This is a genomic window from Dyella sp. 05T440 (assembly GCF_056395965.1).
In genome coordinates this window covers 135063-158520 of record NZ_JBFTKN010000002.1, presented here as the reverse complement: position 1 = coordinate 158520, position 23458 = coordinate 135063, and the positions used below count along the sequence as shown (strand labels likewise).

Here is a 23458-nt window from a genome sequence, read left to right as displayed (position 1 = left end):
CCACCCCCAAGGAGTCGAAATCATGCGCAAGCTCGTCTATGGATTGCTGACCACGCTGCTGGTCGCGCTGGTGGGGTGCGTCACCATCAATGTCTATTTTCCTGAAGCGGCCGCGCAAAAGGCCGCCGATCAGTTCATTGGCACCGTGCTCGACAGTTCGGCGCCGGCGCAGCCGGCCAAGGACGACCAGCCGGCACCGCCGAAGAAGAACAACCAGCCCTCGGCCATGTTGCTCGACCTGCTGATTCCCGCCGCCTACGCGGCCGATGCGCCGAACCTGCGCGTGCAGACGGCGACCACGGAGGCGATCCACGGCCGCATGCAGGCGCGTTTCCGCGACACGCTGACGCCGCTCTTCAATAGCGGTGCGGTGGGCTTCACCCAGGATGGGCTGGTGGCCGTGCGTGACGCTGGCAAGGTGCCGCTCGACCAGCGGGCGGGCTTGAGCGCCGCGGTGGCGGACGAGAATCGCGATCGCAATGCGCTGTACCGCGAAGTGGCCAACGCCAACAACCATCCGGAATGGGAAGCGCAGATCCGCGCCACCTTCGCCAAGGGCTGGATCGAGCGGGCGCGGCCGGGCTGGTATTATCAGGACCCCTCGGGGGCGTGGAAGCAGAAATAAGCTCATCGCTCCTCATCACCCGATCAACGCGCCCGGGTCCTGCTGATCCGGGCGTGCGCGTTTTTGGAAGACAGTTGCCACGATGAAAGAATTCGAAGCCACCATCACCGACCTCAGCCACGACGGCAAGGGCGTCACCCGCATCGACGGCAAGGCCGTATTCGTCAGCGGCGCGCTGTTGGGCGAAGAGGTCAAGCTGCGCATCCGCAAGCGTCATCGTCACTACGACGAAGCGGAAGTGGTGGAACTGGTGACCCGCTCGCCACATCGCGTAGAGCCGCGCTGCCGTCATTTCGGCCAGTGCGGCGGCTGCTCGCTGCAACATCTGGATGCGACGGCGCAGATCGAAGTGAAACAGCGCGTGCTGAAGGACAACTTCGAACGCATCGGCAAAGTGATGCCAGAGCTGTGGTTGCCGCCGCTGACCGATGAGCCCTGGGGTTATCGTCGCAAGGGACGCCTGTCCGTGCGCTCGGTGGCGAAGAAGGGGCGCGTGCTGGTGGGTTTTCGTGAAGAGAGCAATCCGCGTTTTGTCGCCGACATCACCCAGTGTGAAGTCGTGCATCCGGCGCTGGGTCCCAAGATCGGTTTGCTGGCCGAACTGGTCAGCAGCATGGATGCCGCCTCCGACATTCCGCAGATCGAGTTCGCCGCCGGCGACGATGTGGTGGCGCTGGTGTTCCGCCACATGCAGCCGTTGAGCGAGCGCGATCAGGCGGCCTTGATTGCGTTCGGTCAGCAGCATGGTTTTGCGATTTACCTGCAGCCGGGCGGCGTGACCAGCGTGCATCCGCTGTGGCCGGAGTCGCCGCGGCTGGCCTTCAACATCCCCAGCGACAATGCCGCGTTCGCGGACGTGGAGCTGGAGTTCCGCCCGCTCGATTTCGTCCAGGTCAATGCCGGCATGAATCGCCGCATGATGGCGCGTGCGATGGAGCTGCTCGATCCGCAGCCCACGGATCGCGTGCTGGATCTGTTCTGCGGCCTGGGCAATTTCACGCTGCCGATTGGTCGCCGCGTCGCCGAGGTGGTCGGCGTGGAGGGCGAGCATGGCCTGGTCGAGCGCGCTGCGGAAAACGCCGCACGCAACGGCATCACCCACGCCCGCTTCGAAGTGGCCAACCTGTTCGAAGATCAGCGTCACACCCACTGGGCCAAGCAGTCGTGGGACAAGCTCTTGCTCGATCCGCCGCGCGCCGGCGCTGACAAGGTGCTGGAGTATCTGCCGCACAAGGAGACCAGCCGCATTGTCTATGTCTCGTGCCACCCAGGTTCACTGGCGCGTGACGCCGGCATCCTGGTGCAGAAGCATGGGTTCCGCTTGAGTGCGGCCGGCGTGATGGATATGTTCCCGCATACGGCGCACGTGGAGTCCATCGCGCTGTTCGAACGCTGAGCCAGGGCAAGGAAGGCGGGACGCCTTCACCGCTCCGTCACATCCCTCCCCAATCATCGGTTGACGCATGGGCATCGAGATCGAACGTAAATTCCTCCTCAGCGATGACAGCTGGCGAGACGCCGTGAGCGAAAGCGAGCGCATCGCCCAGGGCTATCTGGTCAGTGCGCAGGCGCTGCACGACGGTACCGCGCGGGCGTCGGTGCGCGTACGCCGCACCGGGGATCGTGGGTGGCTCAATATCAAATCGGCCAAGCTCGGCATCGAGCGCGCCGAGTTTGAATACCCCGTGCCCATCGCCGATGCCGAGCAAATGCTCGCCGAGCTGTGCGACGGTGTGGTGGAGAAGATCCGGCATCACGTGGTCGTCGACGGCGTGCTGTTCGAGGTCGACGAATTCTTTGGCGACAATGCGGGGCTGGTCGTGGTCGAAGTGGAATTGCCCAGCACCGACGCCTCGTTTCCGCGCCCCTCGTGGCTGGGGCGCGAAGTGAGCCACCTCCCGCGCTACTACAACGTCAACCTGATCGCGCATCCGTATGCGCGCTGGACGTCAGACGAGCGTCAGGCGGCCGGGGAACCCACCTCATGCTGATGATCGGCCTGGCAGGCGCCACACTCGCTGCGTCGGAGCATGCATGGCTCAAGGCGCCCGGCGTTTCCGGCGTGGTGCTGTTCTCGCGCAATTTCAGTACGCGCGATCAGTTGATGAAACTGATCGACGATATTCGCGAGGTCGGCGGCGACGACATGCTCATCGCCGTGGATCAGGAAGGCGGCCCGGTCCAGCGTTTCCGTGAGGGCTTCACGCGCCTGCCGCCGTTGTCGGCGATCGGCGCCGTGTACGACCGCGATCCGGAAGACGCCATCCGCCTGGCCGAAGAACACGCCTGGGTGATGTCCAGCGAGCTGCGCGCCAGTGGTGTGGATTTCAGCTTTGCCCCCGTCGTGGATCTGGCGCGCGGCAACGCTGCGATCGGTCTGCGCGCGTTTCACGCCAATCCCGCGGTGGCTGCCGAGCTTGGCCAGGCCTATGTGCGCGGCATGCACCTGGGCGGCATGGCGGCGGTGCTCAAGCATTTTCCGGGTCACGGTTCGGTGGCGGCGGATACGCACAAGGCCACGGCAGTGGATACGCGTCCCTTGGACGTGATTCGTCGCGAAGATCTGCTGCCCTTCGTCGAAGGCATGGCGGCGCACGCCGAAGCGGTCATGGTGGCGCACGTGGTCTATCCCGAGATCGACGCACAGCCGGCAGGTTTTTCCTCGCGCTGGATCAAGGACATCTTGCGCAACGAGCTGGGCTTTGGCGGCGCGGTGATCAGCGACGACATCAGCATGGCCGCTGCTGGCGCGGCAGGCGGCGTGGCCGGTCGCGTGCATGCCCATCTGGATGCAGGCTGCGACCTGGTCCTCGCCTGCTTCCCCGACGTGGTGGACGAGGCGATTGCCGCTGTGCAAGACCGCGCGGCCACCTCGCCCGAACGCATCGCCGCCCTGCGCGGCGACGTGGCCTCCACCTGGGACGGCCTCAACGACAACCCCCAGCGCGAACGTTTCATCGCGCGCATCGCGGCGCTGCACGCCGTGGAAGGACAAGCTTCGGCATGAGTACATCCACCCCTTCACTGGCCACGGCGCTTGCAAGCGCTGAGCTGTTGTTTGATCGCGCGGCGCTGGAGTCGGTGATCGTCGACATGGGCCGCGATATCGATGCCGCCCTCGATGGCGAGCGCGCCGTGTTTCTCACGGTGATGAACGGCGCGCTGATTTTTGCCGGTCATCTCGCACTGTCCATCCGCACCGATGTCGAGTTCGACTATGTGCATGCCACGCGCTATCGCGGCGCCACCTCGGGCAGCGAGCTGCACTGGCTGCGCGAGCCGGCGGTGGATCTCGCCGGCCGCACCGTGCTGCTGGTGGACGACATCCTCGATGAAGGTCATACCTTGAAGGCCGTGCGCGACGACTGCATGCGCCGCGGTGCACGCCGCGTGCTGGTGGTGAGTCTGTGCACCAAGCAGCACGACCGCCTGGTCGACGGCATCCAGGCCGACTTCAACGGCGTCCAGTTGCCCGATCGCTATGTGTTCGGCTTTGGCATGGACTACCACGAGCAGGGTCGCAATCTGCCGGGCATTTACGCGCTCAAGTAAGGCGACGATCGACCACGGAGTCATGCATGAATGTTTTGGGGATTTCCGGCAGCCTGCGCGAGGCTTCGTTCAATACCGCGCTGCTGCATGCGGCGCAGGAGCTTGCGCCGGCCGGCATGAACATCGTGATGCATCGCCTGCATGACCTGCCGATGTTCAATCAGGACGTGGAAGAGCAGGGCGATCCGGAGTCGGTGGTCGAGTTCAAGAACGCCATCGATCGGGCCGACGGGCTGCTGATTGCCTGCCCGGAATACAACGGCGGCATCACCGGCGTGCTGAAGAATGCAGTGGATTGGGCTTCGCGCACCGGCAAGGCGCGCAAGGTCGCCGCGCTGACCGGCAAGACCGTCTGCATCATCGGTGCGAGCCCGGGCGTCACCGGCACGGTGCGAGCGCAGGACCAGCTTCGTCTGATCCTGCGCCGCGCAGGCGCCCGCACCGAGCCGCAGGGCGACGTGCTGGTGTTTCATGCGCACACCAAGATCGTCGAAGGCCAGTTGAGCGATGAGCGCACGCGCGAGGCACTGACTCGCCATCTCGCAGGCTTTGCCGAGCGGCTGGCGGCGACACCGAACGAATTGAACGCATATAGGAACGCATCGTGAGCATCGATCTGGCCGTCATCGGCGGCAGCGGTTTGTACAACTTCCCGGGCCTGGAGAACGCCTCGCGCCATCGCATCGACACGCCGTTCGGCGCGGCCTCGGGCGATGTGGTGACGGGTGATTTCGCCGGCCGCAAGCTGGCCTTTCTCGCCCGTCATGGCGAGAGCCACACGGTGCCGCCGCATCGGGTGAACTATCGCGCCAACCTGTGGGCGCTGCACTCGCTGGGTGCGCGCCGGGTGGTCGGGGTGAACGCCGTGGGCGGCATCCGCGCCGATATGGGTCCGCGCGTCATCGTGGTGCCCGACCAGATCATCGACTACACCCATGGCCGCTACACGAGTTTTTGCGATGTCGAGGGCGCCGAGGTGCGTCATATCGATTTCAGCGAGCCGTACACCGAGTCGCTGCGTCGCGAACTGATCGACGCGGCGGCCAAGGCTGACATCGCTGTCATTGATGGTGGTTGCTATGGCGCGACCCAGGGTCCGCGCCTGGAGACCCGGGCGGAGATCGCCCGCATGAAGCGCGACGGCTGTGACCTGGTCGGCATGACCGGCATGCCCGAGGCCATGCTCGCCCGCGAACTGGAGCTGCCTTACGCCTGTCTCGCGCTGGTTGCGAACTTCGCCGCCGGTTGTGGCGACGAGGCGGAGATCAGCATCGAGGAAATCTTCGCCCACCTGGCAGCGGCCACCGCCGAGGTACCCCGCATCCTGGGTGTTCTGCTCAAAAGCTGAGCAACCGGTACGGTTTTGATCGTGTCAAAGTGGTCACCATATTGCGCTTTGCCATAAAACATGTTGATACTTCCGTTGTGCCAGGGGCGGCGGACCAAGGGGTCAAGGTGGTTCAGCGCTTACCGTGGTGCATCCAGTCCATGATTCAGAGGTTCACGCAATGCGTTTCGGTACGGTCAAGTGGTTCAACGACGCCAAGGGTTTCGGCTTCATCGCGCCTGAGGACGGTGGGGAGGACGTGTTCGTCCACTTTTCGGCAATCAACTCCAAGGGCTTCCGTAGCCTGCAGGAAGGTCAGCGCGTGAAGTTCGAAGTCACCACGGGCCCGAAGGGCGCCCAGGCTTCGGGCGTCGAAATCGCCGGCTAATGTCGGCGAACCGGCGCCAGCGCCGGTCATCGTTGTGAGGAAGCCCCGCGTCGCAAGGCGCGGGGCTTTCTTTTTTTGTGTGGAGTGGTTGGAGTGGAGGGGTGATGACGGATCGTAGAGGGTTTCTGAAGGCCTCCGTGCTGGGGGCCTCCGCGGTGGCACTGGCGGGTGGCGCGCATGCGCTGGCCGGCGCCAGTGGGACGAGCAAGGGCAGCACGGGTGCGCGCGTGATCTCGACCTGGGACTTCGGCGTGGCCGCCAACCAGGCCGCGTGGGGCGTGTTGTCGAAGGGCGGTGGGTCGCTGGACGCCGTCGAGGCGGGCGTGATGATCCCGGAAGCGGATCTGAAGAATCACAGCGTAGGCCGCGCCGGCTATCCGGATCGCGACGGCCACGTCTCCCTCGACGCCAGCATCATGGACGCCGACGGCAGTTGCGGTGCGGTGGCGGCGCTGGAACACATCGCCCATCCGATCCAGGTGGCGCGCCGTGTCATGGAGCGCACGCCGCATGTCTTGCTGGTCGGCGACGGCGCGTTGCAATTCGCGCTGGAGCAGGGCTTCAAGAGGGAAGAACTGTTGACCCCCGAGTCCGAGGCGGCGTGGAAGGAGTGGCTGAAGACGGCCCACTACCAACCCTCGGCCAATAGCGAAGTGCGCGACTACGGCAAGACCGGCATGCCCGGCGGCAAGGGCAACCATGACACCATCGGCATGCTGGCCATCGATGCCAACGGCCGCCTGGCCGGTGCCTGCACCACCAGCGGCATGGCGTGGAAGATGCGCGGGCGCGTGGGCGACAGTCCCATCATCGGGGCAGGCCTGTACGTGGATGGCGATGTCGGCGCGGCCACCTCGACCGGCGTGGGCGAGGAAGTGATCCGCAACGTGGGCAGCTTCCTGGTGGTGGAGCTGATGCGTCATGGCCGCTCGCCGCAGGACGCCTGCCGCGAGGCGGTGATGCGCATCGTCAAGCGCCGGCCCGCGGCGTCGAAGGACCTGCAGGTCGGATTTCTTGCCATGAACAAGCACGGCGAAGTGGGCGCGTTCGCGATCCAGTCCGGCTTCTCGTATGCCGTATGCGACGCGACCAAACAGGATGGGTTGGTGCCGTCCAAGAGCGTGTACTGATGGCACGACGCCTGCTCGAAGTCGCTGCCAATTCGCTGGCCTCTGCGCTGGCCGCGCAGGCGGGCGGTGCGGACCGGGTGGAGTTGTGCACGGGCCTGGAGCTGGGCGGGCTCACTCCATCGATGGCGCAGATCGCCCAGGTGCGCGAGCGCCTGAGCATCCCGCTGTACGTGCTGATACGTCCGCGTGCCGGCGACTTTCTCTACAACGATGACGAGCTGGACGTGATGCAGCACGACATCGAGACCTGCCTTTCGCTGGGTTGCGATGGCGTGGTGTTCGGCGTGCTCGATGCCGAGGCGCGCATCGATGTGGCGCGCTGCAAGCCGCTGCTTTCGGCGGCGGGCGGCATGGGCGTGACCTTCCACCGCGCGTTCGACATGACGTGTGATCTGCCTCGGGCGCTGGAGGATGTCGTGGCCTTGGGGGCGGAGCGCGTGCTCACTTCCGGCGGTGCGATAGCGGCCATCGACGGGGCCGATACGCTTCGCCAGCTGATCGACCAGGCGGCCGGCCGCATCGTGGTGATGCCGGGTGCAGGTGTCCGGGCCGCCAATATCGCTGAGCTTGCCAAGGCGACCGGCGCATCGGAACTCCACGCTTCGGCCAAGGGCGTGCTGCCGTCGGGCATGCGTTGGAGCAATCCGGCCTTGACCGATATGGCCGCTGGCGAGGTCCGCAGCGACGTGGATGAAGTGCACGCCCTGGTTGCTGCGCTCCACTCGAAGGCCTGATTTGCTGTCATTCAGACCGATGGCGCCTTAAGCTCGAACCGCGTCACCCTTCCTCCAGAGAGTCCACGGCATGGATGAGCGGAGCAGGCGAGGTGTTCGAGCGGCGCCGGCCCCGGCGCTGGGCGTGCGGCCATGAGTGCGCCGCAGGAGACTGCCGTCTCGGCGACGCTCGTCCTGGGCCGCTGGCCCCGTTTGCTGTCCACCGCGGCTGTCATCGTGGCCGCCACCATCTTCGGCCTGAGCTATAGCCTCTCCGCCCCGCTGATCGCCATGAGCCTGGCGGCGAGCGGGCACTCCGGCAGTTACATCGGCCTCAACGCGGCCATGCATGCGCTGGGCGTGTTGCTGATCGCGCCCGTGATGCCGACCCTCGCCGCACGCTTCGGCGCGCGGACACTGGCCGTGGCGGCCCTGGTGGTCACGGCCGTCGTGCTGGCTGCGTTCGCACGAGTCACTGACGTGGCGTGGTGGTTTCCGATGCGCGTGGTGCTCGGCATGGCTGCCGAAGTCCTATTCGTAATGTCGGAAACCTGGACCAACGTGCTCAGCACCGAGCAGGCACGCGGTCGCACCATGGCCGTCTATACCGCCGCACTGTCGCTGGGCATGGTGCTGGGGCCGGCCTTGCTGTCGGTGCTGGGCGTGGATGCGGGTGCATATCTCGCCGGTGCGGCCATCGCGCTGGCGGCGGTGGCGTTCATCCTGCCGCCCTGGGTGGTGGCGCCCCGGCGCAGTGTGCCCGAGCGCGCGCAGCCCCTCCGCTATATGCGCCTGGCGCCGATTGCCTTGGCCACCACGGTGCTCAATGCAGGGGTAGAGACTGCCGGACTTTCCTTCATCTCGTTGTATGCCACGCAGCTGGGCTGGACACAGGCGCGTGCCATGCAGCTGATCTCGGTGTTGATGTTCGGCGCCATCGTGTTGCAGCTGCCCATTGGCTGGCTGGCCGACAAGGTCGATAAGCGGCGCCTGGTGCTGGCATTGGCTGCGATTTCCGCGCTGACGGCGTTGTTCTGGCCGTTCGCGTTGCGCGAGACATGGCTGGCGTTCGCCGTGGTGTTCGTGTGGGGTGGACTGTTCGTGGGCATCTACACCGTGATGCTGGCGATGGTAGGCAGTCGCTTCCAGGGCAACGATCTGGTGGGCGTCTATGCCGTGATGGGGCTGGCATGGGGCCTGGGCGCGCTGGTGGGACCGACACTCGCGGGCGTAGCGATGGGCGTGAATGCGCTGTTCGGCTTGCCGGGCATCATTGCGCTGGGTTGCGCGGGGTTTGCGGTGTTCCTTGCGAGGTCGCGCAGCGAAACCTGAGGGGCGCCGCGTCCGCACGTGGTTCGAACGATGGAGTCGTCACATGGTGCAGTTGGGCTTGCTTCTATTGGGCAGCGATTTCATCCGGCGGCGCTGGCTGATTCTGGCCATCGGGGGCATCGCCTGGGCGGCGCTGGGCGTGGCGATCTTTATCGATGCGCTGGACAACGTGCTGTATTTCCCGGTGCACGTGTTCGGCTATCTGCTGGTGGTCGAGGCCGTGGTCACGCTGGCAGTGTCCTCGCCCCGGCCCGGTACCTCGGCTGCACTGCGCAAGGCGCGCGGCGTAGTGTTCCTGATCCTCGGCTTGTTGATCGTCGACCCGCATCATGCGGCGAGCGTGATCCTGGCGATGGCCTTCGGTCTCGCTTTCCTGCTCGATGGCATCTTCCGGATCGCAGCGGCGCTGGTGGTGCGCTTTCGCGGTTGGCGGCTGTCGTTGCTCACCGGTCTGCTCGAGGTGGGCTTTGCCGTTTTCATGGTCGAGCCGTATCCGACGTTCTACGCGGGCACGGTGCCGTACTGCATCGGCATGGGCCTATTCCTCTCCGGCTGCGGCATGTTCAGGCAGGCCTGGCGACTGAAGAAACTGCCCGATCATGCCGTGCTTTCGTGGCTGTTGATGCGTGACATGCCGGTTGCCGATGCGGGCTTCACGCCCGAACTGCTGGATGAGGTCGCGGGCGACCTGGTCGTTTACGTGTGGACGCCGACGGGCTCCGTCGACGACGCCGTGCCACAGCCACTGGTGGATCGCTATATCGCTGCGGTGGACGCGAAGGGCGTGATTTCCACGGGGCACGCGGCGCTGGGGTGCCCGCCCGATGTGTACGTCAGTCATTATCCGGCTGTCGAAATCGATCGCTCCAGCGGCGATTTCACCCGCATGCTGCGCGCCACTGCGATCAACGACGTGCCCGGAAAATTCCAGCCCAGCTATGCGCAGGAATCCGCCGGCTGGTGCGAATCGAACGCGGAAGTGCGTTTTGATCGCTACGACCGCCAACGCCTGCTGGCGTTCTGGAAGCGCTACCGCGAAGACGCCACGTACAACCTGACCAGCCGCAATTGCAGCAGCACGGTGGCGCATTGTCTGGAGGCCGCGCTGGAAGGATCGTCGGCAAAACGCGGCTTCCTTCGAACCATGGTCAATCCGGAACTCTGGGTCGCCGCCCAATTGCGCAAGCGCGCCGAGGCTATGGCCTGGACCCCGGGATTCGTGCTTGATTACGCCCGCGCACTCAAGGCCGCCATCCATCCCACGCCGCTGGGGTGGTACACGTTGATCGCGTCAATCAAACGCTTCTGGCGTTACGCGCGGATGATCCGTCGCGGTGAGCCGATGAGCGCCGCGTCATTAGGTGACAAAACGAGCATTCACGCTGAGCGAAAGCGCTCGATCGAGTGATGCCTCAGGCAGTGAACTGCAGCCTCGCCAGTTCCGCGTAGAGACCGCCTTCGGCCAGCAGGCTTTGATGCGTGCCCTGGGCCACGATGCGGCCGCCGTCCATCACCACGATGCGATCGGCGCGTTGCACGGTAGCGAGGCGGTGGGCGATGACGAGGGTGGTGCGGCCTTTTTCGAGACGCTCCAGCGCCTGCTGGATGGCGGCTTCGGATTGGGCATCGAGCGCGGAGGTGGCTTCGTCCAGCAGGAGCAGCGGTGCGTCGCGCAGGATGGCGCGGGCGATCGCGATGCGCTGGCGTTGGCCGCCGGACAGGCGTACGCCGCGCTCGCCGAGTTCCTCGCCGTAGCCCTTGCCCATCGCCATGATGAAGTCGTGCGCTTCGGCAGCGCGGGCGGCATCGCGCACTTCCTCATCGTCGGCATCCTGGCGACCGAAGCGGATATTCTCGGCCGCGCTGCCGCCGAAGATCACCGTTTCCTGCGGCACCAGTGCGATGGCGCCGCGCAGTTCGGGCAGGGCGAGTGCGCGCAGATCGATGCCATCGAGTGTGATGCGTCCGCTCTGCGGATCGTAGAAGCGCAGCAGCAAGGCGAACACCGTGCTCTTGCCCGCTCCGGAAGGCCCAACCAGCGCCACGGTCTCACCGGGGCGAATGCTCAGGTCGAAGTCGTGTAGCGCAGGTGCGTCGGGTCGGGACGGGTAATGGAACTGGATGTGTTCGAAGCGCAAGGCGCCTTCCATCGGACGAGGCAGGAACGTGGGTTGCGCGGGGCTGGTGATCTCTGCGCGCTCTTCGAATAGTTCGCCAATGCGTTCCATCGCGCCTGCCGCACGCAGCACGTCGCCCCATACCTCGGAAAGCCCGGCGAGCGAACCGGCCGCGAGAAACGCGTAGATCACGAACTGCGCGAGCACGCCGACATCGAGCGTGCCGGCCAGCACATCACGCGCGCCGGCCCACAGCACCAGCGCGATGGCGCCGAAGAACAGCACGATGACGGTCGCCGTGAGGATCGATCGCATGCCGATGCGTTGCCGGGCGGTGGCGAGCGCGCGGGCGATGGCGCCGCCGTAACGCGCACTTTCGATATCCTCGCGCGCATACGCCTTGACCGCTGGCGCGGCGTTGAGCGTTTCATTGGCCACTGCCGCGGCATCGGCAAGCCGATCCTGGCTGGCGCGTGACAGCTTCTGCACGCGGCGACCGAAGACCAGGATGGGCAGCATCACGGCGGGAATCACCAGCGCGGTGAGGCCGGCCAGTCGGGGGCTGGTCCAGACCATCATGGCTGTGGCGCCCAGCAGCATCACGGCGCTGCGCAGCGCCACGGAGATGCCCGAGCCGATCAGCGCCTGGATGACTTCGGTGTCGGTGCCAAGGCGCGAGATAAGTTCGCCCACGCGGCTGCGCTCGAAAAAGCCCACATCGAGGCGGATCACATGCGCATAAAGTTGAGAGCGCAGCGATGCCAGCGAACGCTCGCCCAGCAAGGCGATGCAGTAGTAGCGCGCCGCCGTGGCAAACGCCAACACCAGGGCCACGCCAAACAAGCCCAGGAAGGTGGCATTGATGGTGGCGAGGCTGGAATGGCCAAAGCCCTGGTCGATCATGTGCCGCACGGCCATCGGCAACACCAGCGTGGCGCTCGAGGAGATCGCCAGAAACACCAGCCACCCGCCGGCCAGCGCGCGATGGGGTCGCACGAACGGCCACAGCTGCATCAGGGTGCCAATGCGACGTGCAGGGCGCTGAGTGTCGGCGGTTTCGCTCATGAGTTCTCGTCGTCGGCATCCGCGCCGGGCTGGCGCATCTGTTTGAAGGTGGGGCGACTCGCGCCTGATTCAATCCAGGCGGCGTGCACGGTGACGGCCTCGGCTGAGGTCGTTGACCAGCGCCTGTGCCTCGTCGGCATGCCTGTCGGGCAGCTGGATCTCCAGCGCGACCCCTTGCGCATCGAAGCTTTCCTGCACGATCTCGGCGTCGAACTCGCGCAGGCGGGCCTTGAGCAAGGCCAGTTCGGCGAAGTCGCAACGCAGGCCCAGTCGCGCCATGGCAACCAGGGGAACGCGATCGGCGCGACGCAGGCACTCCGCAGCCGTGCCACCGTAGGCGCGCACGAGTCCGCCGGCGCCCAGCTTGATGCCGCCATACCAACGCGTGACGACCACCACGGCGCGATCGATACCCTGGCCTTCGATGGCTTGAAGCATCGGGCGTCCCGCGGTGCCGCCCGGTTCGCCGTCATCGTTGAAGCGATAGTCCTGGCCGATGCGGTAGGCCCAGCAGTTGTGCGTCGCTGCCGGATCGCTCACCTGGCGTACGAAGGCCAGCGCCTGTTCGGGCGTCTGTACGGGTGCCGCCTGGGCCAGGAACCGACTCTTCTTGATGTCCTCGCTGTGCTGGCAGGCAGCGGCCAGGGTATGCAGCGGATCACTCATGGTCGGGCAGTTGCGCTCGCAGGTCGTCGGGCAAGGGCACGTCCGGATGTGTCTGCTGGAAGGTGGTCAGCCGCTGCACGCCTTCATCGTGGCGATGCAGGGCGAACAGCTGGCGGATCTTCTCCAGCTCTTGGGCTGGCGTATCGGCCGCGTTGGCTGCCGTACTGTCCGGCGAAACGGCGGGGGCAGACATGTCCTTCATCGCCGTTGCGCGCTGGCTGAGCGCGCCGGAGGCGGCCGTGGCCCGCATCGCAGCCTGCGGTGCATAAGCGGATGGGGCGGCTTGCGCGACGGGCGCAGGTGCTGCCGGCGGCGGCGCCGCCGCCATGCGGTCCTCGTTGATGGCTGCCAGCGGTGCCGCTTCCGTCTCGGAGGTGGGTGGTTGCGCAGTCGCGACGACCGGCGCCACCACTTTCGGCTTCATGGCGGAACGGATGTTTTCCCGCTTCGCTGCCGTCGGCGCCGCGATGCGCGTCGCCGGAGCTGCAGCCGCCAAGGGTGCGGCAGGGGCGTTGACGACCTGCGCGTCGCTTTGACTGGACGCCACCTGCGCCGGTTCGGATGCGGGCGCCGCGCTGACGGCAACAGTGCGCGAAGCAGGGCCCTGCGGCACGTTCGCGGGTTGTTGCACCATGCGCCAGCCCAGCCCGGCAGCCACGACCAGGACGGCCACACTGGCAACGGCTACCGGCCAGCGCGTCACACCGCTGCGCTTGTCGGCGCGCACGGCGTCGGCCGCCGCGCGCTGGATCGCGCCATCGAGGGCGGGCGATGGTTCCTTGCGCGGCAGGCTGCGATAGAGCGACTTGAGCTCGTCTTCGCCGGGCAGCGCGTCGTTGTCGTGGTCGTGCGTATTCATTCGGCCAACTGTTCGCGCAAACGGTTCATGGCATAGCGCAGGCGCGACTTGGCAGTCTCGCGTCCCACGCCGGTGACTTCGGCAATCTCCTCCACGCTCAGTTCGTTTTCCAGGCGCAGCAGCACCGCGGTGCGCTGCTCATCGGGCAGTTGCTCGATCGCCAACTGCAAACGCCGGCGACGTTCGAACTCCGACAGCAGGTGCTCGGGTTGTTCGCGTTCCGGTGACGCGGTTACTTCGAATACCCGCTCGGCTTCCTCGCCGGTGGCGAGCGGGCGCTTGCGGCGGTAGCTGTCGATCAACAAGTTATGCGCGATCTGCAGTAGCCAGGTGGTGAATTTGGCTTGCGGCACATAGCGCGCGCGCGCGGCCACCACGCGACTCCAGGTCTCCTGGAAAAGCTCCTCGGCCAGCTGGGGATCGCGCGCCGCGCGCAGCAGGAATCGATAGAGCGCGGCCCGGTGCCGGGCGTAGAGCGCATTGAACGCCGCAGCCTCGCCCCTGGCATAGGCAAGCATCAGCGTCGCATCGTCGTCCACAGGGGCATCCATGGGCGGCGAGGTTAAGCCAAACCGGGGCTTGGGGTAAGCAGGCGGGTCAGTGGCAGGCGTCCATTGAAGTGTCGGGTTCAGGAAAGGTGGCTGCATTCCCATGTAACGCAGGCCATCGCCACTTGGGGTTTGGCCGTGCACGGAGGTCAGGGGATGACGTCACCTGCTACAGGGTGCGAGAAATCCTCAGGCCCGCTTTTCTGGGTGAGCCGGAACACGCCTTCGCGCACGTGGCGTGGCAGCACCACATCGAGCACGGTGGTCTGGTGCGGGGCGAGGATCAGGAACAGGTCGTCGCTGGAGGCCGAGCTGGCGATGGCGTGATGCACGAGTCCGTCCAGATCAGCCGGTTCGATCGTCGCGCTATAGGGCCGATGCCCGCTCATGGCGGCACGCAAGGTGCGCCGGCTGTTGTCCGGGTCGGCGACGCGGCTGGTGCCGGCGAGCAGGCCATGGTTGAGGAAGAAGGTGATCACGTGTCCCTGCCGGCTGTTCGCCTGGCGGTCGAGCATGAAACCCTGTGGCATCCAGTCGGGGTTCGGCGGCAGGCCGGCCTCGAACAGCCAGCGTGCGCCAAGCAGCGGCTCACCCGCCTCGTCGGTGAGGCGAACCACCAGCATGCTGCGTGGATCGTGGATATGGACGCGGGGCGAGAACGGACCTACGGGCTCCTTTTCCACCCGCTCGGCGTCGCGCTGTGCATTTTCCGCATCGAAGGCGTCGCACAGTTGGTGGTAGCCGGCCACGTCGCGCACCTGCAGGCAGCGGAGCAGCGCGTCCACCGTCGCTTGCGGCGCGGCGGCCATCACGCCTTGCCCGAGGCCGGAGTGCGCTGCGCCCGGGATCAGCTTGAACGCGGTGCGCGGCGCGACCGTGGCGTTGATGGCCAGCGTTGCGTCGTTGCTGCTGCCCTGGCGCGCGAGCACGGCATGGCGCGCATTGAGATTGGCGGCCGCGATGCGTACGACGCCGTCCGATCCGTCTTCGCCGGTATAGCTGTTGATATGGTCGTAGAGCGATCGATCAGGTCGGTCGCCGGTGAGCACGAAGAGGAACTGGCCGCGCTCGGCCGCATCATCGCCGTGGATATGATCGAGGTTGAGCGACAGCGATTCGCTGCTGCCCAGTTCCAGCCAGTCGAGTATGCGTTGCCCGGGTTCCACGCCACCGGCCCAGGCGCGCAGGCGGCTCAGCACGCCTTTGCCGAGTTGGGCGAGGGCGGAGCCGAAATTCGCCGGCGCGAGCATCATCAGGTGGGTGAGGCGGATGGTGCTGAAGGCGTGCGGTCGCTCGCGCTGCGCACGCAGCCATTCGCGCACGACGGGGCCGCCGGTGGAGTGGGTGATGCAAACGAAACTGGCGTCCTGCAGATGCAGGTCGCGCAGGGCGTGATCAAATCCACGCACGACGTCGGCCATGGTGACCACGTCGTCGAAACTCACGTATTCCGATAGCCAGATGTCGGCCACCGCCAATGCGATGCCTGCGGATGCGGCCTGCGCCTGGAGACGCTGTGGCAGCAAACCATAGGTTGAAGTATTGGTGACGCTCCAGCCGTGCACGAAAACGAGTGTGGTCATGTACCGGTCCCTGCGGTGTCACATTGTCCGCTCGCCAGCATGCTGGCGTGTTCCCAGGCGACAGGTCGATCGACCCTGCGCTATCGCCTCGCCATAGCGTAAGGCCCTAAGATGCCATGCCTTTCCATGGAGCGGGGAATCCGCATGCTGGCCGTTCTGTTCGTGCTGCTGCTGTTGATCGTGTGGCTGTATCGCCTGCGCTGGCGCAAGACCGCGCGCGCGCTGTTGATCGCGAGCCTGCTGCTGTTCTTCGGCATCGGTTGCGGCGCACTGCCACGCTGGCTTTCCGACGGGCTGCAAGCGCCATACGAAGTCGATCCGGCGATTGCGTGGACGCCGCGCAATGCCATCGTGGTGCTTGGCGCGGGCACGGCGGTGGACGAAGGCCATCCGTTGCAACCTTCCTATTTCGTCAATGGTCGCCTGTTGCGTGCCGCCCAGCTTTATAGCGCGTGCAAATCCGCCGGCAAGGAGTGCCGCCTGGTGGTGAGCGGTGGCGATTCGCAAGACCACGGCGAGGCCGAGGCGGTGGTGTATGGCCGGGCACTTCGCGCGCTCGGCATTCCCGCGGCGGATTTGTCGATTGAATCTCGCAGCATGAGCACGTGGCAGAACGCGCAGTTCAGCCGTCCGATCCTCGCCGAATACGCGCCGCAGCACATCGTGCTGGTGACCTCTGGCATTCACCTGCGTCGATCGCTGTTGTACTTCGCGCACTTCGGCATCGTGCCGCAGCCGGTGGCCGGCGACTGGGTCAATGCGCGCAGGGAACTGGCGCCCGACTCGTGGAACTTCATGCTGATGGATGCCTCGCTGCACGAGTACCTGGGCATCCTGCGTTACCGGGTCTACAACGTGCTGGGCTGGAATGCCCCGAAGGCGCCGCCGCTGGGTGCCTGAGGCGCCCGATAGCCGTTCATTTTCCAGCCAGCTACTGAGCGCGTATCCGCGTAACCTTGCGCGGCTTACCCACGCCGGTCGCTTCCATGCCCTCCGAACTGCCCACCGATCCGCACTCGCGTGCGGCGCTTCCGCTTGCCCCTTCGCTGGATCCGACGCTGACCGCGGCGCATATGCCGCGCCATTTTCGTCCGCTGGAGCGGCGCGTGCTGTGGATCTGTTTGCTCGCCATGCTGCTGGGTTCGGCGGTGGCGCTGGTGGCGCGGTTGCTGACTGGGTTGATTGGACTAGTCACCAATCTCGCATTTTACGGACGCCTCAGCACGGAATTCAGCAGCCCGGCAGGCAATCATCTGGGCCTGTGGGTGATTGCGGTGCCGGTGGTCGGCGGCCTGATCGTCGGCGCGATGGCGCGCTGGGGTTCGCGTGCCATTCGTGGTCACGGCATTCCCGAGGCGATGGAGCAGGTGTTGCTCAATGAAAGCCGGATTCCGCCGCGCATCACCTGGCTGAAACCGGTGTCGTCCGCCATTGCCATCGGCACCGGTGGTCCGTTCGGCGCCGAAGGACCGATCATCGCCACCGGCGGTGCATTGGGGTCATTGATCGGCCAGCTGTTGCGCGTCACGGCGGACGAGCGCAAGACACTATTGGCGGCCGGCGCCGCAGCAGGCATGGCCGCGGTGTTCTCCGCGCCGATCTCGTCCGTGTTGCTGGCGATCGAATTGCTGTTGTTCGAACGTCGCGCCCGTTCGCTGATTCCGGTGGCGCTGGCGGCGGTGATGGGCACAGCAGTTCGCTACCTGCTGGAAGGCAATGAACCGATGTTCCCGATGCCCGCCATCGCCACGCCGGCACTCAGCGCCGTGGTGGCCTACATCGTCATGGGCATCGTCACGGGCGTGGTCAGCGTCGGCATCACCAAGCTCACCTACGCCATTGAAGACGGCTTCGAGAAACTGCCGATTCACTGGATGTGGTGGCCGGCCATCGGTGGCGTGGTGGTGGGCGTGGTGGGTTACTTCATGCCGGCCACGCTGGGTGTGGGCTACGGCAATATCGCGGCGCTGATTGCCGGGCAGGTCGGTTTCGCCGGCATGCTCGCGCTGTGTCTGATGAAGCTGCTGTCCTGGTCGGTGGCGCTGGGCAGTGGCACCTCGGGCGGCACGCTCGCCCCGCTGTTCACCATTGGCAGTGCGATGGGCGGTGTGTTCGGCCTGCTGTGCGTGAACTGGCTGCCATGGTTGCAGGTGGATCCGCGGGTGGCGGCGCTGGTGTGCATGGCCGCGATTTTCGCAGGGGCGTCGCGCGCTTTTCTCACCTCGGTCGTTTTTGCGTTCGAGACGACCCAGCAGCCGCACGGCCTGCTGCCCTTGCTCGGCGCCTGCGCGGCGGCATACCTGGTTTCGGGTTTGTTGATGCGCAACACCATCATGACCGAGAAGATCGTCCGTCGCGGTGTGCGCGTGCCGGACGAGTACACGGCCGATTACCTGGAGCGCCTTGCTGTTGGCGAAGCATGCAGCCGAGACGTCGTGAGCCTGCGCGCCAGCGAGACGATTGGCGAGGTGCAGGCATGGCTGTCGACGGAACATGCACCGGCCAAACATCAGGGCTTTCCGGTGGTGGAAGAGCAGGGCCGCTTGCTGGGCGTGGTGACCCGCCGCGATCTGCTGCGCGCCGGCTCGCCGCTGGATGCGCAAGTGCGTTCGCTGCTGCATCGTCCGCCTCTCGTGGTGCGCGAAGACCACACGCTGCGCGAAGCCGCCGATCATATGGTGGAGGCCGACGTCGGCCGCCTGGTGGTGATGGATCGCCAGGGACGCCGGATGGTGGGCATCATCACCCGCGGCGATCTGCTCAACGCGCATGCGCAACGACTGCGTGAAGCGCATGAGGCCAGCCGTCATCTCGGCGGAAAAACAAAACCGGCCGTGTAAGGGCCGGTTTTGCGGGGCATCCGGGCGGCTTGTGCTGCCCGGGTCAGTACATCAGGCAGCCTTGAGCGAAGCCATGTCGATCACGAAGCGATAGCGCACGTCGCTGGTGATGACGCGCTCGTAGGCGGCGTTGATGTTCTTGATGTCGATCACTTCAATGTCGCTGACGATGTTGTGCTCGGCGCAGAAGTCGAGCATTTCCTGCGTTTCGGCGATGCCGCCGATGGCCGAACCCGAGATCGAGCGGCGACCCAGCAGCACCTGCGCAGCGTTCACCGGAGGATCGAGCGGCTGCAGCTGGCCGACCAGGCAGATCACGCCATTGACGGCGAGCGTGGCCAGGTACGGGTTGAGATCGTGCGGGTTGGGCACCGTGTCGAGGATGAACTCGAACTGGCGCGACACGGCGGCCATCTGCTTCTCGTCGGTGGACAACACCACATGGTCGGCGCCCAGGCGGCGTGCTTCCGCTTCCTTGCCCGGCGAGCGGGTGAACAAGGTGACGTCGGCACCCATCGCCTTGGCGAACTTCAGGCCCATGTGGCCCAGGCCGCCCAGGCCGATCACGGCGATCTTGCTGCCCTTGCCGATATTCCAGTGACGCAGCGGCGACCAGGTGGTGATGCCGGCGCACAGCAGCGGCGCGGCAGCCTTCAGGTCCAGCTTGTCGGAGATCGACACCACGAACTTGTCCGACACCACGATGCGCTCGGAGTAGCCGCCGAAGGTGGGCATCTTGTCGTGGCGATCGATGCCGTTATAGGTCCAGGTGGCGCCTTCCACACAGTACTGCTCGAGGCCGGCGTTGCACGAGGCGCAGTGCTGGCAGGAGTCGACCATGCAGCCCACGCCCACCGTGTCGCCCACCTTGAACTTGGTGACCTCGGGGCCGACGGAGCTGACGCGGCCCACGATCTCGTGGCCGGGCACCATCGGGTAGAGGCTGCCGCCCCATTCGTCGCGCGCCTGATGGATATCCGAGTGGCAAACGCCGCAATACAGGATGTCGATCACCACATCGTTCGCGCGCGGATCGCGGCGTTCGAACTGGTGAGCGGCCAGCGGCGTGGTGGCGGACTGGGCGGCGTAGCCGCGGATGGAAAGCGTCATGGCATGACTCCTTGGGGACGGGACAGCAAGGCGAGGAGTATGGGCGCCCGGTGTATGGCCCGGGTAGCCGATTCCTGCGAGATGATTGCCTGATCCTGCAAGGTCGTGGCCCAGGGGCTCGCCATATGGCGGAGGAACAGGCAATCTCGTCCTGCAGAAATGGAGCCTAAGTCCATGAATGAAAAACCTTCCATTCCCGGCTCTTCGGCGCGACTGGCGCAAGATCGCGAGGAATTGACAGCCATCGTTGAACGATTGGCGGCGGCTGATGGCTTGCACACCACGGTTTGGCCAGCCCTGACGCTGTTTCGCGCCAACTCGGTTGGCGTGCCGACCTGCGCCATGTACGGCCCGGGTCTGGGCCTTGCGCTGCAGGGGGCGAAGCAGATCCTGCTCGGCCAGCAAACGTTCCTGCATGAGCCGGCCAACTACATGGTCAACGCGGTGGATGTGCCGGTGTCCTCGCAGGTGGTCCGGGCATCGGACGATGCGCCGTGCCTGTGCCTGACCTTTCGCCTGGATCTGCAGTGCATCCGCGAGCTGCTGCCCGGCGTGCAGTTGCGCCGCAGTGCCGTCGCGTCTGCGCCCGGTCTTTCGATGAGTCCGCTCGATGGCGGGCTGCTCGATCCGCTGCTGCGCCTGGTTCGCCTGCTCGATACGCCGCGCGACCTCGAGGTATTGGGTCCCTTGATCGAGCGCGAACTGCTGTACCGATTGTTGACGGGCGAGCAGGGTGCGTTGCTGGCGCAGATCGCCACGTCCGGCAGCCAGGGTCATCAGGTGTCGCGCGCCATCGACTGGCTGCGGCAGCACTACGACGAGCCCTTGCGCATCGATGAGCTGGCGATGCGGGTGAACATGAGCACCTCCTCGCTGCATCACCATTTTCGCGCCATTACCGCGATGAGTCCGCTGCAGTATCAGAAGCAGCTGCGTTTGCACGAAGCCCGTCGCCTGCTGCTGGCCAGCCAGTGCGATGTCGCCACGGCGGCGCATCAGGTGGGCTATGAAAGTCCCTCGCAGTTCAGTCGCGAATACAGTCGCCAGTTCGGCGCGCCGCCCTTGCGCGACGTGGCGCGCCTGCGTCCGACCGACGCCGAGTCGGTCGCCTGAGGGCACTTGACGCCCGCGCGGCGCGCACCGAGCATGCGCCGCGCTGACATCAGGGCCAGGGAATGCCATGAATCTCGCTTTGTTCGATTTCGACGGAACCATCACCACGCGAGAGATGTTCCGGCCCTTCATCGAATTTGCCGTGTCGCCGCGCCGACGCGCCCTTGGCGGCGCGCTGCTTGCCCCGATGGTGGCTGGCTACAAGCTTGGCTGGGTGTCGCCCAATCTCATGCGGCGCAGTGCAGTGCAGCTGGGTTTTCGTGGCGTGGCGGAAACGCGTGCCTATGCACGCGGCGAGCAATTTGCACGCGATGTATTGCCGGGCGTGCTGCGTCCGCAGGCGCTGGAGCGCATCCAGTGGCATAAGGCGCAGGGCGATCGCGTCGTCGTGGTATCCGGTGCGCTGGACGTCTATATGTCCCATTGGTGCCGCACGCATGAGCTGGAACTGCTGTGCTCCCAGCTTGAGGCGCGCGACGGCCAGCTGACCGGTCGCTACCGCGGCGAACAATGCGTGAACGCGGAAAAAGCGCGCCGCGTCCGCGCCGCCTATGACCTGGCCGCTTATCCGGTGGTCTATGCCTACGGCGATACGCCGGAGGATCAGCATCTGCTTAGCATCGCCCACCGTCGCTATTTTCAGTGGCAGGAAGTGAGCTGATCGATGGCTGGCGCCGGCTCTTCACATGGCGTGAATGGGTCTGGTCATGAAATGCACGAGAGAGCTCTGGACACCCTCGGAGGCACTCATGAAGACGCAATGGATCGGTATCCTGGTCGTCGCGGTTCTTCCGCTTTCTCTGGTTACGAGCCATGCGGCATCCATGGACGACAAGGCGTCGCAGAAAGTCCTGGCCGCCATGGACCGCACGTCCACCTGGGGGCACCCCGATCAGTATGGCGAATTTGTCGGGATGCGCGCCTATGCAAGCGGCAACTACGCCAAGGCGATGAAATATTTCGAGATTGGCGCGCGCTATGCCGACAAGCTGTCTCAGCTCAGCATCGGCTTGATGTATTTGCACGGCGAGGGTGTCGCCAAGGATCCTGTCACCGCGTATGCGTGGCTGGCGCTGGCCGCGGAGCGGAAATTTCCGCGCTACGTAGCCACCCGCGCTGCCGTATGGAATCAGCTGGACGCCAGTCAGCGTCAACAAGGAAGCGTGCTGTTGGATCAACTGTCCGGCGAGTACGGCGATGCGGTGGCGAAACCGCGCATGGAGCGGGCGTTGCGCGAGGCCAGGACCGGGATGACTGGATCGTTGGTTGGCTACGGTGCGCCCGAGGTCAGCTCGCTGACGCTGGCACAGTTTGCGGCGGCCAACCCCTCCCTGGGCGACCTCACAGGGCCACTGCCGTCCTGCGGCGCTGAATCCATCGACGGCGCGCCCATCACGGGTTGCGGGAATATTTACGTGGCCTGGCGCTGGGACCCCAAGCAGTACTTTCGCATTCGCGATGCGGCCTGGTACGGCACGGTGACCGTGGGTGAGCTGGAGCGGGATCAGGGCATACCGCACTGAGGCTACGGTTCTCGGATCAAAGACGTTGTTCGATCGCCCAGTCTTCGACGATCTCCCGGGCACGGGCGGGCGACGCTCTGCCCCAAAGGTCATTCTTGCGGTGAACCACGGGCCGGAGTGAGAGTAGGGCGTTCGTCCCATCGGCCAGGAGGGCATATGCAGGCGTCGCATCCCGCAGTTGTTTGGGCCAAGGCGGTCGTGGTGATCGCGGTGCTGTTCGCTGCGCTGTCCGTGCGCGACCTGGCTTTGATGGTGGGCCTGAACATTCCCGGCTTGCCCATGTCGTCCTTCGGCGGCTCCAGCATGGACAACCTGCTGGCGGTACTGTTGGCGCTCGTTGCTTTGCTGGCCTTGCGGTCGCGGCGGAGTGGGCCATCGGTTCCGCGCCTCTTGGGTCTGCACTCGAACGGATGGAAGGCGCCGCTGCTGGTACTGCTGGCCACGCTGCCGTTCTGGATCGGTTGCGCGGTCACTGGCACGTTGCAGGCGACCATCGACTGGCGGGACATCCTGTTTACGGCCTTGTTGTTTCCGCTGGCCGAGGAGCTGGTGTTTCGCGGCTTCGGCTTCATCTTCGTACGTCGCGGCCTCGGGTGGCGGATGCTGCCGGCCGTGCTGGTGCAGGCCCTGGTGTTTGGCTGGGTGCATTGGGTGGGCATGCAGGACAGTGAGCTGGCTTTGCAAGTCTTCGCCATCACCTTCGTCGGCGGCATCGTGTTCGCGGTGCTCGACGCGATGGATGGTTACACGCTGTGGTGCGGCGTGATCTTCCACTGCTCGCTCAATGCCGCGTGGGATGTCTTCGATGTGGCGCCATCGGCCGCGACCGGCTGGCTGGGTAATGGCCTGCGTGTCTTTAGCGCGCTGCTGGCCATCGGGATGGTCTGGATGCTGCGGCGTCGGCAGGTGCAGGCAGGGCCATCAACATCGATGCCGGTTTCTGCATCCCGATAATCGGTACGATGAG

General features: G+C 65.6%; 24 protein-coding genes. 18 read left to right on the top strand and 6 right to left on the bottom strand.

Going from position 1 to position 23458, the window contains the following annotated elements; translation table 11 throughout:
• The first annotated feature begins 22 nt into the window (after positions 1 to 22).
• From AC1DE1_RS02465 to AC1DE1_RS02410, 12 genes are all read left to right on the top strand, one after another.
• Positions 23 to 625 carry a YdbL family probable chaperone protein gene (locus tag AC1DE1_RS02465; RefSeq protein WP_441603245.1) on the top strand — a complete coding sequence of 201 codons (603 nt, stop codon included), beginning with the start codon at positions 23 to 25 and terminating at the stop codon, positions 623 to 625.
• A gap of 82 nt (positions 626 to 707) precedes the next feature.
• Positions 708 to 2021, top strand: a complete 1314-nt coding sequence (gene rlmD / locus AC1DE1_RS02460) for a 23S rRNA (uracil(1939)-C(5))-methyltransferase RlmD (protein WP_441603246.1) — start codon at positions 708 to 710, stop codon at positions 2019 to 2021.
• A 67-nt stretch (positions 2022 to 2088) separates the two neighbouring features.
• A complete protein-coding gene (locus AC1DE1_RS02455; RefSeq protein WP_441603247.1) occupies positions 2089 to 2616 on the top strand; it encodes a CYTH domain-containing protein in 528 nt (175 codons plus the stop codon).
• Positions 2610 to 3632, top strand: coding sequence for a beta-N-acetylhexosaminidase (gene nagZ / locus AC1DE1_RS02450; protein WP_477175718.1), 1023 nt, complete (start codon positions 2610 to 2612; stop codon positions 3630 to 3632). Before AC1DE1_RS02455 ends, nagZ begins: the two co-directional genes overlap by 7 nt.
• Complete coding sequence (locus AC1DE1_RS02445) at positions 3629 to 4177, top strand: hypoxanthine-guanine phosphoribosyltransferase (RefSeq protein ID WP_477175717.1); 549 nt, start codon at positions 3629 to 3631, stop codon at positions 4175 to 4177. The genes nagZ and AC1DE1_RS02445 overlap by 4 nt, the downstream gene beginning before the upstream one ends.
• 26 nt (positions 4178 to 4203) lie before the next feature.
• Positions 4204 to 4785, top strand: coding sequence for an NADPH-dependent FMN reductase (locus tag AC1DE1_RS02440; protein WP_477175716.1), 582 nt, complete (start codon positions 4204 to 4206; stop codon positions 4783 to 4785).
• Positions 4782 to 5525 (top strand): S-methyl-5'-thioinosine phosphorylase, encoded by a 744-nt coding sequence (locus AC1DE1_RS02435; RefSeq protein WP_477178888.1) that lies wholly within the window; start codon positions 4782 to 4784, stop codon positions 5523 to 5525. The genes AC1DE1_RS02440 and AC1DE1_RS02435 overlap by 4 nt, the downstream gene beginning before the upstream one ends.
• A 160-nt stretch (positions 5526 to 5685) precedes the next feature.
• Positions 5686 to 5892: a cold-shock protein gene (locus AC1DE1_RS02430; protein ID WP_026633225.1), complete on the top strand. Its 207-nt coding sequence runs from the start codon at positions 5686 to 5688 to the stop codon at positions 5890 to 5892.
• A 104-nt stretch (positions 5893 to 5996) separates the two neighbouring features.
• Complete coding sequence (locus AC1DE1_RS02425) at positions 5997 to 7022, top strand: glycosylasparaginase (protein WP_477175715.1); 1026 nt, start codon at positions 5997 to 5999, stop codon at positions 7020 to 7022.
• Positions 7022 to 7756 carry a copper homeostasis protein CutC gene (locus AC1DE1_RS02420; RefSeq protein WP_477175714.1) on the top strand — a complete coding sequence of 245 codons (735 nt, stop codon included), beginning with the start codon at positions 7022 to 7024 and terminating at the stop codon, positions 7754 to 7756. The genes AC1DE1_RS02425 and AC1DE1_RS02420 overlap by 1 nt, the downstream gene beginning before the upstream one ends.
• A gap of 132 nt (positions 7757 to 7888) precedes the next feature.
• A complete protein-coding gene (locus AC1DE1_RS02415; protein WP_477175713.1) occupies positions 7889 to 9067 on the top strand; it encodes an MFS transporter in 1179 nt (392 codons plus the stop codon).
• A gap of 43 nt (positions 9068 to 9110) precedes the next feature.
• The gene (locus AC1DE1_RS02410) at positions 9111 to 10475 is read left to right on the top strand and encodes an HdeD family acid-resistance protein (protein WP_477175712.1); all 1365 of its coding nucleotides are present in this window, start codon (positions 9111 to 9113) and stop codon (positions 10473 to 10475) included.
• Between the two features lie 4 nt (positions 10476 to 10479).
• On the opposite strand, the gene AC1DE1_RS02405 is transcribed toward AC1DE1_RS02410, so the two are convergent.
• From AC1DE1_RS02405 to AC1DE1_RS02385, 5 genes are all read right to left on the bottom strand, one after another.
• Entirely contained in the window at positions 10480 to 12249 is a 1770-nt protein-coding gene (locus tag AC1DE1_RS02405) for an ABC transporter transmembrane domain-containing protein (RefSeq protein ID WP_441603255.1), read from the bottom strand.
• Positions 12250 to 12318: 69 nt separating this feature from the next.
• Positions 12319 to 12915 carry an IMPACT family protein gene (locus AC1DE1_RS02400; RefSeq protein ID WP_441603256.1) on the bottom strand — a complete coding sequence of 199 codons (597 nt, stop codon included), beginning with the start codon at positions 12913 to 12915 and terminating at the stop codon, positions 12319 to 12321.
• Positions 12908 to 13774 (bottom strand): hypothetical protein, encoded by an 867-nt coding sequence (locus tag AC1DE1_RS02395; protein ID WP_477175711.1) that lies wholly within the window; start codon positions 13772 to 13774, stop codon positions 12908 to 12910. Before AC1DE1_RS02395 ends, AC1DE1_RS02400 begins: the two co-directional genes overlap by 8 nt.
• The gene (locus tag AC1DE1_RS02390; RefSeq protein WP_477175710.1) at positions 13771 to 14325 is read right to left on the bottom strand and encodes an RNA polymerase sigma factor; all 555 of its coding nucleotides are present in this window, start codon (positions 14323 to 14325) and stop codon (positions 13771 to 13773) included. The genes AC1DE1_RS02395 and AC1DE1_RS02390 overlap by 4 nt, the downstream gene beginning before the upstream one ends.
• A gap of 146 nt (positions 14326 to 14471) precedes the next feature.
• Positions 14472 to 15905 (bottom strand): lipase family protein, encoded by a 1434-nt coding sequence (locus AC1DE1_RS02385; RefSeq protein WP_477175709.1) that lies wholly within the window; start codon positions 15903 to 15905, stop codon positions 14472 to 14474.
• A 144-nt stretch (positions 15906 to 16049) separates the two neighbouring features.
• Between AC1DE1_RS02385 and AC1DE1_RS02380 the strand changes: the two genes are divergently transcribed.
• Entirely contained in the window at positions 16050 to 16805 is a 756-nt protein-coding gene (locus AC1DE1_RS02380) for a YdcF family protein (RefSeq protein ID WP_441603260.1), read from the top strand.
• Between the two features lie 173 nt (positions 16806 to 16978).
• A complete protein-coding gene (locus tag AC1DE1_RS02375) occupies positions 16979 to 18745 on the top strand; it encodes a chloride channel protein (protein ID WP_477175911.1) in 1767 nt (588 codons plus the stop codon).
• Between the two features lie 51 nt (positions 18746 to 18796).
• Here AC1DE1_RS02375 and AC1DE1_RS02370 read toward each other — a convergent pair whose 3' ends face one another.
• Positions 18797 to 19855, bottom strand: coding sequence for an NAD(P)-dependent alcohol dehydrogenase (locus AC1DE1_RS02370; RefSeq protein WP_441603261.1), 1059 nt, complete (start codon positions 19853 to 19855; stop codon positions 18797 to 18799).
• Between the two features lie 174 nt (positions 19856 to 20029).
• On the opposite strand from AC1DE1_RS02370, the gene AC1DE1_RS02365 reads away from it, so the two are divergent.
• The 4 genes from AC1DE1_RS02365 to AC1DE1_RS02350 all read left to right on the top strand — a co-directional run bounded on the left by AC1DE1_RS02365 (position 20030) and on the right by AC1DE1_RS02350 (position 23445).
• A complete protein-coding gene (locus AC1DE1_RS02365; protein ID WP_477175708.1) occupies positions 20030 to 20968 on the top strand; it encodes an AraC family transcriptional regulator in 939 nt (312 codons plus the stop codon).
• A 67-nt stretch (positions 20969 to 21035) separates the two neighbouring features.
• Entirely contained in the window at positions 21036 to 21629 is a 594-nt protein-coding gene (locus AC1DE1_RS02360; protein ID WP_477175707.1) for an HAD family hydrolase, read from the top strand.
• 88 nt (positions 21630 to 21717) lie between these two features.
• The gene (locus AC1DE1_RS02355) at positions 21718 to 22491 is read left to right on the top strand and encodes a tetratricopeptide repeat protein (protein WP_477178887.1); all 774 of its coding nucleotides are present in this window, start codon (positions 21718 to 21720) and stop codon (positions 22489 to 22491) included.
• Positions 22492 to 22647: 156 nt separating this feature from the next.
• Positions 22648 to 23445 carry a lysostaphin resistance A-like protein gene (locus tag AC1DE1_RS02350; RefSeq protein WP_477175705.1) on the top strand — a complete coding sequence of 266 codons (798 nt, stop codon included), beginning with the start codon at positions 22648 to 22650 and terminating at the stop codon, positions 23443 to 23445.
• Positions 23446 to 23458: the final 13 nt, after the last annotated feature.

Bases quoted from the DNA above. Each gene is read 5' to 3' on its own strand.
- AC1DE1_RS02465 (WP_441603245.1), top strand. From the start codon at position 23: ATGCGCAAGCTCGTCTATGGATTGCTGACCACGCTGCTGGTCGCGCTG.
- rlmD (WP_441603246.1), top strand. From the start codon at position 708: ATGAAAGAATTCGAAGCCACCATCACCGACCTCAGCCACGACGGCAAG.
- AC1DE1_RS02455 (WP_441603247.1), top strand. From the start codon at position 2,089: ATGGGCATCGAGATCGAACGTAAATTCCTCCTCAGCGATGACAGCTGG.
- nagZ (WP_477175718.1), top strand. From the start codon at position 2,610: ATGCTGATGATCGGCCTGGCAGGCGCCACACTCGCTGCGTCGGAGCAT.
- AC1DE1_RS02445 (WP_477175717.1), top strand. From the start codon at position 3,629: ATGAGTACATCCACCCCTTCACTGGCCACGGCGCTTGCAAGCGCTGAG.
- AC1DE1_RS02440 (WP_477175716.1), top strand. From the start codon at position 4,204: ATGAATGTTTTGGGGATTTCCGGCAGCCTGCGCGAGGCTTCGTTCAAT.
- AC1DE1_RS02430 (WP_026633225.1), top strand. From the start codon at position 5,686: ATGCGTTTCGGTACGGTCAAGTGGTTCAACGACGCCAAGGGTTTCGGC.
- AC1DE1_RS02425 (WP_477175715.1), top strand. From the start codon at position 5,997: ATGACGGATCGTAGAGGGTTTCTGAAGGCCTCCGTGCTGGGGGCCTCC.
- AC1DE1_RS02420 (WP_477175714.1), top strand. From the start codon at position 7,022: ATGGCACGACGCCTGCTCGAAGTCGCTGCCAATTCGCTGGCCTCTGCG.
- AC1DE1_RS02415 (WP_477175713.1), top strand. From the start codon at position 7,889: ATGAGTGCGCCGCAGGAGACTGCCGTCTCGGCGACGCTCGTCCTGGGC.
- AC1DE1_RS02410 (WP_477175712.1), top strand. From the start codon at position 9,111: ATGGTGCAGTTGGGCTTGCTTCTATTGGGCAGCGATTTCATCCGGCGG.
- AC1DE1_RS02405 (WP_441603255.1), bottom strand. From the start codon at position 12,249: ATGAGCGAAACCGCCGACACTCAGCGCCCTGCACGTCGCATTGGCACC.
- AC1DE1_RS02400 (WP_441603256.1), bottom strand. From the start codon at position 12,915: ATGAGTGATCCGCTGCATACCCTGGCCGCTGCCTGCCAGCACAGCGAG.
- AC1DE1_RS02395 (WP_477175711.1), bottom strand. From the start codon at position 13,774: ATGAATACGCACGACCACGACAACGACGCGCTGCCCGGCGAAGACGAG.
- AC1DE1_RS02390 (WP_477175710.1), bottom strand. From the start codon at position 14,325: ATGGATGCCCCTGTGGACGACGATGCGACGCTGATGCTTGCCTATGCC.
- AC1DE1_RS02385 (WP_477175709.1), bottom strand. From the start codon at position 15,905: ATGACCACACTCGTTTTCGTGCACGGCTGGAGCGTCACCAATACTTCA.
- AC1DE1_RS02380 (WP_441603260.1), top strand. From the start codon at position 16,050: ATGCTGGCCGTTCTGTTCGTGCTGCTGCTGTTGATCGTGTGGCTGTAT.
- AC1DE1_RS02375 (WP_477175911.1), top strand. From the start codon at position 16,979: ATGCCGCGCCATTTTCGTCCGCTGGAGCGGCGCGTGCTGTGGATCTGT.
- AC1DE1_RS02370 (WP_441603261.1), bottom strand. From the start codon at position 19,855: ATGACGCTTTCCATCCGCGGCTACGCCGCCCAGTCCGCCACCACGCCG.
- AC1DE1_RS02365 (WP_477175708.1), top strand. From the start codon at position 20,030: ATGAATGAAAAACCTTCCATTCCCGGCTCTTCGGCGCGACTGGCGCAA.
- AC1DE1_RS02360 (WP_477175707.1), top strand. From the start codon at position 21,036: ATGAATCTCGCTTTGTTCGATTTCGACGGAACCATCACCACGCGAGAG.
- AC1DE1_RS02355 (WP_477178887.1), top strand. From the start codon at position 21,718: ATGAAGACGCAATGGATCGGTATCCTGGTCGTCGCGGTTCTTCCGCTT.
- AC1DE1_RS02350 (WP_477175705.1), top strand. From the start codon at position 22,648: ATGCAGGCGTCGCATCCCGCAGTTGTTTGGGCCAAGGCGGTCGTGGTG.